The 13981-nt window shown below is 40.3% G+C and carries 13 protein-coding genes and 1 rRNA gene; 8 read left to right on the top strand and 6 right to left on the bottom strand.

The annotated features are described in order from the left end of the window. Positions 1 to 2: 2 nt before the first annotated feature. Positions 3 to 1367: a UDP-N-acetylmuramate:L-alanyl-gamma-D-glutamyl-meso-diaminopimelate ligase gene (gene mpl / locus N518_RS0107950; RefSeq protein ID WP_026444116.1), complete on the bottom strand. Its 1365-nt coding sequence runs from the start codon at positions 1365 to 1367 to the stop codon at positions 3 to 5. 272 nt (positions 1368 to 1639) lie between these two features. On the opposite strand from mpl, the gene N518_RS0107945 reads away from it, so the two are divergent. The 4 genes from N518_RS0107945 (at position 1640) to N518_RS0107925 (ending at position 5784) form a co-directional block, all read left to right on the top strand. After that, positions 1640 to 1990, top strand: coding sequence for a DMT family protein (locus N518_RS0107945; RefSeq protein WP_016801137.1), 351 nt, complete (start codon positions 1640 to 1642; stop codon positions 1988 to 1990). A gap of 184 nt (positions 1991 to 2174) precedes the next feature. Then, a complete protein-coding gene (gene purE / locus N518_RS0107940; RefSeq protein WP_005017582.1) occupies positions 2175 to 2687 on the top strand; it encodes a 5-(carboxyamino)imidazole ribonucleotide mutase in 513 nt (170 codons plus the stop codon). A gap of 15 nt (positions 2688 to 2702) precedes the next feature. Then, positions 2703 to 3824: a 5-(carboxyamino)imidazole ribonucleotide synthase gene (locus N518_RS0107935; RefSeq protein WP_005023868.1), complete on the top strand. Its 1122-nt coding sequence runs from the start codon at positions 2703 to 2705 to the stop codon at positions 3822 to 3824. 676 nt (positions 3825 to 4500) lie between these two features. After that, the gene (locus N518_RS0107925; protein WP_005023869.1) at positions 4501 to 5784 is read left to right on the top strand and encodes a lytic murein transglycosylase; all 1284 of its coding nucleotides are present in this window, start codon (positions 4501 to 4503) and stop codon (positions 5782 to 5784) included. Positions 5785 to 5848: 64 nt separating this feature from the next. On the opposite strand, the gene N518_RS0107920 is transcribed toward N518_RS0107925, so the two are convergent. From N518_RS0107920 to grpE, 3 genes are all read right to left on the bottom strand, one after another. Further along, positions 5849 to 6244 carry a hypothetical protein gene (locus tag N518_RS0107920; RefSeq protein WP_005023870.1) on the bottom strand — a complete coding sequence of 132 codons (396 nt, stop codon included), beginning with the start codon at positions 6242 to 6244 and terminating at the stop codon, positions 5849 to 5851. A gap of 166 nt (positions 6245 to 6410) precedes the next feature. Beyond that, on the bottom strand, positions 6411 to 8357 hold the full coding sequence (gene dnaK / locus N518_RS0107915) for a molecular chaperone DnaK (RefSeq protein ID WP_005023873.1): 1947 nt from the start codon (positions 8355 to 8357) through the stop codon (positions 6411 to 6413). Between the two features lie 117 nt (positions 8358 to 8474). Beyond that, on the bottom strand, positions 8475 to 9029 hold the full coding sequence (gene grpE, locus N518_RS0107910) for a nucleotide exchange factor GrpE (RefSeq protein WP_005023875.1): 555 nt from the start codon (positions 9027 to 9029) through the stop codon (positions 8475 to 8477). 612 nt (positions 9030 to 9641) lie between these two features. Here grpE and N518_RS0107905 point away from each other — a divergent pair. Then, positions 9642 to 9926, top strand: a complete 285-nt coding sequence (locus tag N518_RS0107905; protein ID WP_005017595.1) for a hypothetical protein — start codon at positions 9642 to 9644, stop codon at positions 9924 to 9926. A gap of 452 nt (positions 9927 to 10378) precedes the next feature. Here N518_RS0107905 and N518_RS0107900 read toward each other — a convergent pair whose 3' ends face one another. Further along, positions 10379 to 10699: a hypothetical protein gene (locus tag N518_RS0107900; RefSeq protein ID WP_005017598.1), complete on the bottom strand. Its 321-nt coding sequence runs from the start codon at positions 10697 to 10699 to the stop codon at positions 10379 to 10381. A gap of 205 nt (positions 10700 to 10904) precedes the next feature. Here N518_RS0107900 and N518_RS0107895 point away from each other — a divergent pair, with 205 nt between their 5' ends. Beyond that, positions 10905 to 11975 carry an alpha/beta hydrolase gene (locus tag N518_RS0107895; RefSeq protein ID WP_005017599.1) on the top strand — a complete coding sequence of 357 codons (1071 nt, stop codon included), beginning with the start codon at positions 10905 to 10907 and terminating at the stop codon, positions 11973 to 11975. 75 nt (positions 11976 to 12050) lie between these two features. Here the strand turns inward: N518_RS0107895 and N518_RS0107890 are convergent, their stop codons facing one another. Next, complete coding sequence (locus N518_RS0107890) at positions 12051 to 12716, bottom strand: acetoacetate decarboxylase family protein (RefSeq protein ID WP_005017601.1); 666 nt, start codon at positions 12714 to 12716, stop codon at positions 12051 to 12053. A 99-nt stretch (positions 12717 to 12815) separates the two neighbouring features. Here N518_RS0107890 and N518_RS0107885 point away from each other — a divergent pair, with 99 nt between their 5' ends. Beyond that, positions 12816 to 13385, top strand: a complete 570-nt coding sequence (locus N518_RS0107885; protein WP_005023877.1) for a peptidylprolyl isomerase A — start codon at positions 12816 to 12818, stop codon at positions 13383 to 13385. Between the two features lie 436 nt (positions 13386 to 13821). Then, positions 13822 to 13981 (top strand): 16S ribosomal RNA (locus N518_RS0107880); the annotation flags it as partial.

The raw sequence follows: 13981 nt of genomic DNA, 5'->3' as shown, positions 1-13981 counted from the left end.
GTTTAGCTTTGTAATGCTGCCAGCAGTTTTTGATGCAGTCCGCCAAACCCGCCATTTGACATAATCACCACAGCATCACCCTCACCTGCTTCCTGAACTATACGCTGGATAATTTCATCCAAAGAACGGCTCACCTGTGACTTATTCGGAGCGGCCTCGACTACAGGTTGCAGATCCCAGTCCAGGCCTTCTGGCTGATACCAGATTACCTCATCTGCCAGGCGGGTCGAGTGGGCCAGTCCGTCTTTATGGCTACCCATACGCATAGTATTTGAACGCGGTTCAATAACTGCCCAAAGGCGCCGTTCACCCAGACGTTTACGGGCACCATCCAGTGTCGTTTCAATTGCAGTGGGATGATGTGCAAAGTCATCATAAACTTCGATACCCCTGAGCGTACCCAGCAGTTCCATACGGCGTTTGACACCCCCAAAACTGGACAGTGCTTCACATGCCTGAACAATACTGACACCCACATGCTGTGCAGCAGCAATGGTAGCCAAAGCATTGGCAACACTATGCTGGCCTGTCATGGACCATTGAACTTCAGCAATAACCTTACCCTGCTCCAGCACCTTAAAATGGCTGCCATCTGCTTGAATTAGTTCTGCATAGAGTTCGGCTTGGGTATCGGTATCCAAACCGGTACGTATAACAGGTGTCCAGCAGCCCATTTCCAGTACTTCATCAATATGGGTTTCAGTAATAGGCGCAATAATCCGGCCAGTGCTTGGAATGGTGCGCACCAGATGATGAAACTGTTTTTGAATGGCAGCCAGATCATCAAAAATATCGGCATGGTCAAATTCGAGGTTATTCAGGATTGCTGTTTTAGGATGATAATGAACGAACTTGGAGCGTTTATCGAAGAAAGCTGAATCATATTCATCTGCCTCGACTACAAAGTACTTGCCCCCGCCCAGCCGTGCGCTCTGGCTAAACCCAAGGGGCACACCACCAATTAGAAAACCGGGATTTAAACCGGCCTGATCCAGTACCCAGGCCAGCATGGTGGTGGTGGTGGTTTTACCATGAGTACCCGCGACACCGAGTACATGTTTACCCTGTAATACATGATCAGCCAGAAACTGTGGTCCCGAAATATAAGGCAGACCGGCATCTAGCATATATTCAATGGCATCAATTCCACGCTTCATGGCGTTGCCCACAATGACCAGATCAGGATGTGGCTGTAAATGGTTGCGATCATAGCCCTGCATTAAGGTAATGCCCGCATTCTCAAGCTGGGTAGACATTGGCGGGTAGACACTCTGGTCTGAACCGGTCACAGTATGCCCAAGATCACGTGCCAGAAGTGCCAGTGATCCCATAAATGTGCCGCAAATACCTAAAATATGCAGATGCATAACTCACCCTCTCTACTACTTTTGACACATCACTTGATCTTATCGTGTTGTTGTCGTGATCGATTAAAATTGTCAGCAACGATAGCAAGGCTATTCATGAAAAGATAGTTGTTCTTGTAGTCGTTATAAGGCTTTCAGGGATTTTTTATCAGATCTGATTACTGTTGCCCCGCTATTAAATTATTACAATAAAAAATCTGGTTAAAATATTTGTCGAATTTTTCAAATAGATTAAAGTCTTTACTCTCCTGTACCGTCTTGTATAAATACCCATGAATCCAAACCTGTACCTGCCCTTGCTGTTATTGATTATTTCGAACTGCTTTATGACTCTGGCCTGGTATGGGCATTTAAAATTTTTACATGGTGTACCGTTATGGCAGGCTATTTTATTTGGCTGGCTGATTGCACTGCTTGAATACAGTTTTATGATTCCGGCAACCCGTCTTTTATCCCAGTATGGATGGAGCCTGGGCCAAATGAAGATTACCCAAGAAGTAGTCACCTTACTGGTATTTGTTCCTTTCATGATTTTTCTGTTTAAGCAGCCGTTTAAGTTGGACTATTTATGGGCAGGTTTATGTCTGTTAGGCTGTGTTTATTTTATCTTTCGCAGCCAGTAAGAATTTTTTAACTATTTTAATAAAGTTTCTCGGCTGCTTCCTGAAAAATCATAAAAAACAGCCAGCAGCTATAAGGTTAAATGGTCGTGAGCGCAAAAATCAGTCTATAATAGAGGGCTACTTATTCATTTAAAGCTTGGCTCTGGTCGAGATCTCTTTTTACCTAGTCTCTGGAACATTAGCAATGAATGCGGTCGCAACTGACGCTCAACCCCTAGTCGGAATTATCATGGGCTCCCAATCGGATTGGGCTACCCTCGAACATACTGCCAATATGCTCAAGCAGCTTGGTGTCCCTTTTGAAGCTGAAGTCGTCTCTGCACACCGTACTCCAGACCGTCTGTTTGAATACGCTGAAACAGCTCGCGATCGTGGGATTCAGGTCATTATTGCAGGAGCTGGTGGAGCTGCACATTTACCTGGAATGTGTGCAGCCAAAACCGATCTACCTGTACTGGGTGTTCCGGTTAAGTCCTCAATTCTAAATGGTGTAGATTCCCTGTTGTCTATTGTACAAATGCCGGCAGGTATTGCAGTCGGTACCTTGGCCATTGGCCCTGCAGGTGCTGCCAATGCCGCTATTATGGCCGCCCAGATTCTGGGTTTGACCCGTCCCGAAATTGCAAAAAATGTAGCAGGCTTCCGTGAAGCGCAAACTGCAAAAGTTGCGGGTAATAATATTCCAGGTCAGGGTTAAGACAGGATCGATATCATGAATAAGACTATCGGTATTTTTGGTGGCGGCCAGCTCGGCCGCATGATGGCCCAAGCTGCCTTACCACTCAACATTCAATGTACGTTTTTTGAAGCCAACCATAACTGCCCTTCAGCAATATTGGGTCAGGTCTTTTCTGAGCATGACGTGCAGGGTCTGGAAAAATTTATTGAAAGTGCAGATGTATTTTCCCTCGAATTTGAAAATACGCCTCTCGCGGATGTTGATACTCTCTTGCAGAGCAAACAGCTTTATCCACCACGTCAAGCATTGGCTACTGCTCAGAACCGTCTGCTAGAGAAGGCACTGTTTGACCAGCTGGATATACCAGTAGCGCCGTATCGTGCAGTAGATTCTTTGTCGAGCCTACAGCAGGCTGTAACCGAGTTGGGTCTACCGATTGTACTGAAAACGGCAACTGGAGGTTATGATGGTAAAGGGCAATTTGTACTGCGCGAGCAAGAGCAGATTGAACAGGCTTGGGCTGAACTGGGTCCGGCCAAATCTTTAATTGCAGAAAGCTTTGTAAAATTTTCCCGTGAAGTTTCAATTATTGCGGTACGTGGACAGAATGGTGAAGTTAAGAGCTGGCCATTAGCTGAAAATCATCATCATCATGGTATTTTGTCACATTCGATTATACCTGCACCGAATAGTGAGCAGTTACAGCCGGTTGCTCAGGATTATATTACCCGGCTGCTGAATCATCTGAACTATGTAGGTGTACTGACACTTGAGTTATTTGTGACAGAAGCCGGTCTGTATGCCAATGAAATGGCGCCAAGGGTACATAACTCGGGGCATTGGTCAATTGAAGGTGCAGTCTGTTCACAGTTTGAAAACCATATACGTGCTGTTGCAGGCCTACCGCTCGGTTCTACAGAAGTGCTTCGCCCTACGGTGATGGTCAATATTATTGGGCGATATCCTGATGCCGCACAGGTACTGGCTTTAAATGGTGCGCATCTGCATATGTATAACAAGGAAGAACGGCCGGGGCGTAAACTCGGTCATATTACCTTAATGCCAGTTAATCATGCAGAGCTGACAGAGCTATGCCGTCAGCTGGCGAAAATATTGCCAGAGCCATTAGCCTTGACTCAAGATATGAACATTTAAACCTTAAACTGTTGCTAAAAAAAGCGGTCATTTTAGTGACCGCTTTTTTTATAGCTGTCATTACGGCATGATTGCGCCTCTTTTTTATTAGCTATGAATATCTTTAATTTTTTAAGTTTTATTTAATATCTGAATCGCGTCAGATTCTTCAATAGTTACTGAATTTATCAACTCAATATTCAACTGAAAAAAGTAGCTTCACATATAGAGTTTATGAAATTGGGAAATAATATTTAAATTTAGATTTATGAATTCATTTTATTGAATTTAAATTTTCTATTTTAAGTTTGAATTCAAAGTTTCATGCCGGTTGGCTTGTGGACAAACTTTAAATTTAAAATTAGAAAATAAATTTTGAATTTAAAACTAAAAAAATAAATTCAAAATTCATCTTGTTGAGCGTAACCATTCTTTAGCCAGTGCATTCGTATTGATAATTATCTATAAATTTAAAAGAGATTATTTGAATTCAAATTAATTTAAGATGGATTTTTAATTTGAATTTAAAACTATCTTTATAAATTTAAATGCTGAAGGGTTGTGGATAAAATTTTTAAATTTAAAATGAATTTAAAACAGGAAATTTTGACTTTAAATTTACGTTTCAAAACTTCCATTTTGACTTCAGAATGCTATGGTAAAAACAATAATTTAAATTCAAAGTGATAAGGATCTTATGCGCCACTTTGCTCTAATTTTTTCTACCGCTTTTTTGAGCGTGTCTCAGGTTAATGCTGAATTAATTATTAATGGTCAATCGAGTTCTACTTCGGTAACAGCAACATCTGCTATTTCAAATGCCTATAGTCCACAAAATAATTTTCAGGCATGTCTGGGCAACTTGCGTTCACAGGCTATATCTGCTGGAGTAAACGGAAGTACTTATGACCGTTATACCCAATCTTTAACACCTGATTATTCAGTAATCGACAAGCTAAATTATCAGCCAGAGTTTTCTACACCAATCTGGGATTATCTGTCGGGTCTGGTGGATGAAGAGCGAGTACAGGCAGGCCGAACAAAACTGGCACAGCATGCAGAGGTACTCAAGCGTGTTGAGGCAGCTTATGGTGTACCAGCCGAAACAGTAGTGGCAGTATGGGGGGTAGAGAGCAACTTCGGTGATATTTCAGGAAGTTATCCCTTGTTACAAGCGCTTGGAACATTAAGCTGTGAAGGCCGGCGCCAAAGTTATTTTCGTGGCGAGTTTTTTGCAGCCATGCGAATTTTACAACGTGGAGATTTACGTGAAGAGCAATTAAAAGGTTCATGGGCAGGCGCTTTTGGCCATACCCAATTTATGCCTTCGACCTATGAGGAACTGGCGGTCGATTTCGATGGAGATGGCCGGCGTGATTTAGTCTCAAGTACTATAGATGCCTTGGCTTCTACAGCAAACTTTCTAAAAAAACGCGGCTGGCAAACCGGTATGCCTTGGGGATTTGAAGTCAAACTTCCTTCAGGTTTTTCTGCACAGGGAGAAGGGCGGCGTAATAAAAAAGCTTTAAACAGCTGGGTAAATCGCGGATTAACTCGTACTGATGGTACTGCACTGGTTCAGGGAAACCTTTCAGGTTCTACACCAGCAGGTTTGATGATGCCGGCAGGTGAAAATGGACCGGCTTTTCTAGTATTTAAAAATTTTGATGCAATTTATAGTTATAACGCGGCAGAAAGTTATGGGTTGGCGATTGCCCATTTGTCTGACCGTTTACAAGGACAGGGACCTTTTTTGACGGCTTGGCCAACCGATGATGCCGGAACATCACGTGCGGAGCGGCGTGAAATTCAACAGTTTTTATTAAGAAAGGGTTATGACATCGGGGCAGTAGATGGACTGATCGGTGATAAAACCCGGCAGGCCATTCGTCAGGAACAGCAACGTTTAGGATTAAATCCAACCGGACGGGCGGGGCAGCAAATTCTGCGTGCTCTGCGTGCTGAATATATTATGCAGTAAAATCTAAAATTAAAGCAGCGAAATATTTCGCTGCTTTTCATGAATATAAAAGTCGGAAAATAATTTAAATTATTTCATCATCTTCGTCTGGTGTAATCATCGCCTCTAGCAAGTCCATAATAACGGCGGTAACATCTTGGCAAACTTCATGGTCATTTAAAATTTCAGATGCAGTGATGGTAATTTCAGTATCACTTGGCAAAAGTTTTTGTTCTTCTTCAATGAGCTGTTCAATAGGTAACAAGGTCTGCTTGATAGAGAAATGTAAAATATCATTAAATTCAATATTTTCATCTTCAAGTTCAATCGCACAATCATTTAAGTAGGGGAGCAGTACTGAATAAAGATAGGGCTTTAAGTCTGTAATATTAAATAACTCAATATCACGCGATTGCTCAATAGTGCTGATATGATCATTTGCTTCAATCAGAATATGATAGTAACTCACCTGAATATCCATCTTTGTTCCCCTCTAGCTGTCTTAACCATATCATGAAAATGATCTGTAACTAGACAGGGTAATATCCATACATAATATTGCAAGGCTTTTTACCGGAAAACCCTAAAACTATAAACAAGAAAAAACCGCGCCTGAGCGCGGTTTTTTTGAAAGTTAAAGTGAAAAATTATTTTTTATCATCTTTAACTTCAGTAAATTCAGCATCAACGACACCGTCATCAGCTTTTTGTTGCTGACCAGCATCACCACCCTGGAAAGCATTCGGATCAAAGCCTTGCGCACCACCCTGAGCACCTTGAGCGGCTTCATAAGCACGCTGGGTGATTGGCATAATGATGTTTTGTAATGCTTCAGTTTTTGCCTTAATAGCGTCAACATCATTTTCTTTAGTTGCAGCTTCAAGTTCAGAAACTGCTGTTTCAACGGCAGTTTTCTCATCAGCAGTTACTTGCTCGCCCAGATCTTTTACTGCTTTTTGTGCAGAAGAGATCAGTGCATCCGCTTCATTACGTGCTTTCGCCAGTTCTTCAAACTTGCGATCTTCTTCCGCATTCGCTTCCGCATCTTTAATCATTGCTTCAATTTCAGCATCAGACAAACCTGAGTTTGCTTTAATCTGGATCGATTGCTCTTTACCAGTACTCTTGTCTTTTGCAGAAACTTTCAGGATACCGTCAGCGTTAATGTCAAATGACACTTCAATTTGCGGTACGCCACGTGGAGCAGGTGGGATATCGCCTAACTGGAAGTTACCCAACAATTTATTTTGTTGAGCCATTTTTCGTTCACCTTGGTAAACCGAAATATCTACTGCAGGCTGGTTATCTGCCGCTGTAGAGAACACTTGTGATTTCTTCGCAGGAATCGTCGTGTTTTTCTCGATAATTGGAGTCAACACGCCGCCCATAGTTTCAATACCCAGTGTTAACGGGGTTACATCTAACAATAGTACGTCGTTCTTGTCACCAGACAATACAGCACCTTGAATCGCAGCACCAATTGCAACTGCTTCATCCGGGTTTACGTCTTTACGTGGCTCTTTACCAAAGAATTCTTGTACTTTTTGTTGTACAAGCGGCATACGAGATTGACCACCAACCAAAATGACGTCAGAGATGTCAGAAGTTGAAAGCCCAGCATCTTTAAGCGCAATACGGCAAGGCTCAATGGTACGCGCCACTAAATCAGCAACCAAACCTTCAAGTTTCGCACGTGTTACATTGATCACTAAGTGTTTAGGACCAGTTGCATCAGCGGTGATATATGGAAGATTGATTTCAGTTGCATTTGATGAAGAAAGCTCGATTTTTGCTTTTTCAGCAGCTTCTTTCAAACGTTGTAACGCAAGTGGATCATTTTTCAAGTTCACACTTTGTTCTTTCTTGAATTCTTCAACCAGAAATTCAATTAACGCGTTATCAAAGTCTTCACCACCAAGGAAAGTATCACCATTGGTTGATAACACTTCGATTTGCTGGTCGCCATCAAGGTCTGCGATTTCAATGATTGATACGTCAAAAGTACCACCACCTAAGTCATAAACTGCAACTTTACGGTCGCCTTCTTTTTTATCCATACCGAACGCAAGTGCAGCAGCAGTAGGTTCGTTAATGATACGTTTAACGTCTAGACCAGCGATTTTACCCGCATCTTTAGTTGCCTGACGCTGTGCATCGTTAAAATAAGCAGGCACAGTAATAACCGCTTCAGTTACGGTTTCACCTAAATAGTCTTCTGCAGTTTTCTTCATCTTTTTCAAGATTTCAGCAGAGATCTGTTGAGGTGCCAATTTTTTATCGTTAACTTCAACCCAAGCATCACCATTGTCTGCTTTGATGATTTTATAAGGTACAAGACCGATGTCTTTCTGTACCGCTTGATCTTCATAACGACGACCGATCAAACGCTTGATTGCGAATAATGTATTTTTCGGGTTGGTTACTGCTTGGCGTTTCGCGCTTTGACCAACCAGAATTTCGCCATCTTTATAGGCAATAATGGATGGGGTAGTGCGTGCGCCTTCCGCATTTTCGATTACTTTAACTTTATCGCCTTCAAGTACAGCAACACATGAGTTGGTTGTACCCAAGTCAATACCAATAATTTTAGCCATCTGACATATTCCTCAGTAATTTTTACAATCTTATGTTTGTTATCCGATATGAGAGTCTTTCAAAAATTTTCAAGTAAATTAGCTAAAAATTTTTAAAAACTCCCGCATTTAGAAGGCTTATTGCCCTACCATGACCATTGCAGGCCGTAACAGACGACCGGATAGGGTATAGCCTTTTTGCAAAACTGTACCTATTTCACCAGACTTGGCATTTGGATCAATACCCACCGCCTGATGCAGATCGGCATTAAAACCATTTGCCGTGTCTACAACTACCACGCCCGCTTTTTCAAGCGTAGTCAGTAACCCTTTTAATGTGAGTTCTACACCTTCCGATAAAGGAGTTTGTTCTTCACCAGTGGCTTGCAGCGCACGTTCAAGGTTATCTACTGTCTCAAGCAGGTTTTTCGCAAATTTCTCTAGAGCAAATTTTTTCGCAGTCTCAGCTTCACGCTCAAGACGCTCTTTTACTTTTTCACTCTCATAAATCGCATTCGCCGTACGAGCTTTTTCAAGTTTCAGGCTTTCTTCAAGCTTGATAATTTGTGCTTTTAAATCTTCAGCATCTGTTTCTAAATGCCCTGAACCGCTTTCAGCCTGAGTCTGTTGGTCATGTGCTTCTAATTGCTCTTCTTGAGGGTTTTGAGCCTGCTCATTTTGCTCATTCGCCATTGCTGATCTCCGTTTAAATGGGTTTTTAAACATGTACAGTCCTTATTTGGCCTCAGTACTAACTGCGTTACTTCTGAACTGCCATGATTGCTCATTCATTAATACTGTTGAAGTCGGGGCTAGATGAAAAAAATCAAGCAGAAACCCATATAAATATAAGGTTTTTTATTTCTTCTATATATAAAAGGTCATTTTTCTAAAAATTATCAGAAAATAAAATCGCTAAACCCCCTATAACAGGACGCTATAGAGGTATTTTTTCTTAAAATGGGTATAATTTTTAAATCATCTTCTTAAATTACAATGTAAAGCTTTTATAACGGTGTATAAGAGTTGTATAGCTGAATTATTATTAAAAATGAAAATTCCATCCTTTATGTAAATTAAAATCTTTATAAACTGAATAATTTAAATAATTCTCATTTGCTAATCCTAAAGATGTGCTTATTCATTTTACTCTGTAACAGTTTAATAAAAGATTTCAGAAGCTGTACCTGTCTTATTCAAAACACCAACCAATTGTATGCAGGACAATGAAAAGCTTTTGTTCATTATGATTTTCGCAAAGCAGTGTCTAGGCTTTGTGTATTTGATGTTTTTTTAAGGAAGGAAATGATGAAAAAATTAGGTTTAATTTCACTGGTGCTGGCAGGTGTTTCTTTTGCAGCTGTAGGCTGTGCGACCAATGATGGTATGACTCATCCTGAAACTGCACAAAGCCAGTCTGCTGTACAGTCTGAGACTGACACTTCATTAGTAAGTGCTCAAGCGTCTACAGATATTAGCGCACAAGGTGAAGTTGCGGCTCAAGCTGATCCTGCAGCTCAACAAATCGAAGCAGCACAGGCAGCTCCTGCTGAGCAGCCAGCAGCTATGACTGATGCTACAGCACAGTAAGAACTAATCCTCCAGGAAAGGATACAATGAAGAGAAGCCATCTCTTGATTGTTTAATTGTTGAGGAAACAATTGGAAATAGATAATAGACCTGAGATCTGTTATCTATTTTTGTCTAAACAGTCGTTATTAATAAAAATATAAAAACTCAATAAGAAAGATGAACTGTTGATTTAGAATTATAGATAAGAAAGTAATCCAGGTGTTTAGCTTAATATTTTAAGTTAACCATAGAGATATTGTTGTTAAGCTGACGGCTGACTTGTTTGGTAGAAATATCTGGCATGATATAAATAGAAAAGACAGTTAAAGTTTTAGTCTGCTCTATAATTTTGAGTTTATTTTAAAGAATAACTGCTATGTCAAACTATGCATAGGTTATAGCTAGAGTAAAAGATAAAAGAAAGCCCGGTTAAAACCAGGCTTAGTCTAGAGGAGGTAAGAAAAAGAGATTTAGTCTCTATCCCATTTCCGATATTCACGCTCGCGTTCACGCTGACGCTTTTCCCATTCCTTGTGATCTTTCTTCCATTCTTTACTATTTTCTCTACGCTGTTCATACAGCTTTTTACGCTGCTCCATACGCTTACGTTCCCATTCACGCTGATCATAACGCTGCTGGTCATAGCGTTGATCTCGGTCATACCGATGATCACGATCATAACGCCGGTCCTGATCATAACGGCCATCATATTGATAGTCATCCGGATAAACCGCACAACCACTTGCTAATACTGCTGTTGCAAGCGAAAGTCCTAATAATTTATTTAACATGCTGCTGTTCCTTTCTACTCTTGCCGTCCAGTGGCAAAAAACATCCTGAAAACCATTGCTTAATGTCAATGACAGTTTATAGAAATAAGAATAGCGTATTCAGCTTGTTGGATTTGTATACACACTAGTTGTTTTATATACCAGTATAGTCAAATGACAGTTAATCATGTAGAAAGTATGAAGAAATAAATAAGGAGAAAATGGCATGGCAGTTTCTAACTTGGCAATACAACAATTATTAAAAAAAACTCAAGGTCCCGCAGCACGTGCACTCGATAAATTGCCTGATCTTGCCAAAGAATCAATTGCCAAGGCATTGGGCTATAGCTATATCTATCCGCAGCTCGACCCTCTGGTCAAATGTTTAATGGCCATACAGCATAAGCAGGGTAAGTTTGGTTTAATTACAGATCAGCCCTTAAAAGATCGAGAAGGCTTTGAAAAACAGATTGCAGAGCTAACCGCAAAGAAAACTCCTATCAAACATGTAGAGGACATCCGGCTACCTTTACAAAGTGGCACGATTACAGCCCGGCATTATCATCCTGATCCACAGAAAAAATTACCTTTAATCATGTTTTATCATGGAGGAGGGTTTGTGATTGGTAGCTTGAATACACATGATGAAGTTTGTCGTCTGATTGCCAAATATGCCAATACTCAGGTGATCAGTATAGATTATCCACTTGCACCTGAGGTTGGTCCAAAACAGATAATTCAGTGCTGTGAGGATGCGCTCGCATGGGCCTATCAGAACCGTAAGCAGCTTAAGATTTATAAAAACCGTATTGCAGTCGCAGGGGACAGTGCCGGTGCCAATATCAGTGCAGTAGTTGCACAGCGTACAGTGAATAAGGCTTATAAACCTTCTGCGCAGTTATTAATTTACCCGGTAGTAGACTTCAAGAGCCGTCACCCTTCTTTTTATAACTATAATGAAGGATTAGTACTGACCAAAGATGACGTGGACCGCGTTACAGAGTTTTATGCTATTCGTCATCATATCGAATTGGATGACCCGATGATTTCGCCTACTTATGGTGAGTTAAAACATCTGCCGCCAACTTTTATTTTAACTGCCGGGCATGATGTTCTACACGATGAAGGAAAGATTTATAGCCATAAGCTGCGTCAGCAGGGCGTAAAGGTCCGCTATCAGGAATTTGAAGACCAGGCTCATGGTTTTGTTAATCTGACTTTGGTATCTGGAAAAGCCAAAAAATATACAATTCAAATTGCCAAGGATTTCCGTAAATTCTGGAATAAAGCAGCATAACTGCTATCAAGGTTTCTTATATTTCTAAAGCTCATTTAGATGAAGTATTTTAGGTTCCACGTGAAACAAAAAATATCAAGTGATCTGAGCTTTAGGAAATATTAAGTCAAACGCAGGTACGTATAGACCTTTTAGAAAAATTGCCTGGGAAAAGTCCGGAAACAGGCAGCCAGTATTTTTCCAGTGTGCCTGATATATTACATTTAAGGAACCTTTAAATTCAGGACGGAAACGGTAATGCCGTTGTCCATCAAACTGATCAATCTGCATCAACTGTTTAGGTAGATATTTAGAGTTGACTGGTACACTTTTAAAGTAAGGTGAAAAACCAATATGCAGAGACATTTCATGTTCAGAAGATGCAATATGGCAAAAGAGTTGATTCTGCTGTCGTCGCCATTCAAAACGTGCCAGTTCTTTAGGAATGCCCCATAACTTACGGCCGTGTATTACAGACTCTGTAGTTGAGACATAAATTTTTGGAATAGTAGAAAGTATACGTTGTGTCATTAAAGGATGATCAAGAATCAATAATTCATCATAAGGTTGTATAGGAGTATCCTGATAGCGTACCAATATGACTTGGACGAAGCGCCCTGTAGAAGAGTAGGACAAACCAAAATGGCGAAATTTTTTCAGAAACTGCGGAGTAAGCCAGTAATTTAAAATAAAGCCTTCTCCTTGCAAGTTCCAAGGCGGTAACTGTAAGTTATGCGGATCAGTATGATTTATTCTTGTCATAACACATACTCAAAATAATTACTTTTCTGCTGATTAATAAATTATGAAAGCTTAATATAGCTAAATCTAAAAGCTCTAGAAAATAGTGTGGGTAAATAAATGTTAAAACAGATAATCGTGGGTATGAGCGCAGGTTTTTTGAGTATCTCGGTATGGGCTGCCAACAGTGCCATGCAAATAAAAACATCTTTGGGTAATATCGAAATAGAATTATTTAACGATAAAGCGCCTGTGTCAGTTAAAAATTTTGAAAGCTATGTAAAGAGTAATTTCTACAATGGTACCATTTTCCATCGGGTCATTCCTGGCTTCATGATTCAGGGTGGAGGGTTTGATGCACATATGAAACAGAAACCTACAAATGCCCCTATACGTAATGAAGCAGGTAATGGTTTAAAAAATACCCGGGGTACTTTAGCAATGGCACGTACCAATGATCCAAACTCAGCTACCAGTCAATTTTTTATAAATATTGCTAATAATGACTTTTTAAATAGAAATATAATGAATGACGGATACGCAGTATTTGGCCGGGTTACTCAAGGAATGGAAATAGTCGATAAAATCGGTGCTGTACCGACAGGTAACAATGGCCCATACCAAAATGTTCCAGTTCAACCAGTTAAAATTTTAGAGATAAAAACAAAAGTAAACAAAACTGATAAATAAATACTCATTTAAGTGGGAATATTTAACTTATATTTCTATTTTAAAATTAATAAGTTATAGGGTAGCTATACTAATAAAAAGTTAAATAAAATGTATGTTTTTAGAACACTTGTAAAAACAGCAGCTTAAAAGTGCTTGCCACAGCTCATTTTTGCCCTATAATGAGCTCATCCCGACGCGATTAAGACAAAGATCTTCACTAAAGGGTGAAGGTAGTGGTTCTTATTTGCGTTAATTCTGTCTCTGACGAAGAGCAGAAAGATCATTAAGAGAGTATGAAGAACAACTTGTGTGGATTTTTACTGGTTGATCGATCGAAATAATTTTCATTGATTGAATGGTAGAAATTTCTCGAAGTTTATTTGAGTAAATTTTTAGTCAGAAGATTAATGAGCCAGAATTGGTACCTTGTCTATAAATAAGGTACAAATGATTTTAACTGAAGAGTTTGATCATGGCTCAGATTGAACGCTGGCGGCAGGCTTAACACATGCAAGTCGAGCGGATGAAGGTAGCTTGCTACTGGATTCAGCGGCGGACGGGTGAGTAATGCTTAGGAATCTGCCTATTAGTGGGGGACAACGTTCCGAAAGGAG

The sequence above is a fragment of the Acinetobacter sp. UNC436CL71CviS28 genome (genome assembly GCF_000620525.1).
Classification (GTDB): domain Bacteria; phylum Pseudomonadota; class Gammaproteobacteria; order Pseudomonadales; family Moraxellaceae; genus Acinetobacter; species Acinetobacter radioresistens.
Note: the sequence above shows the minus strand (reverse complement) of the source record. Positions and strands in the feature narration are given on the sequence as shown.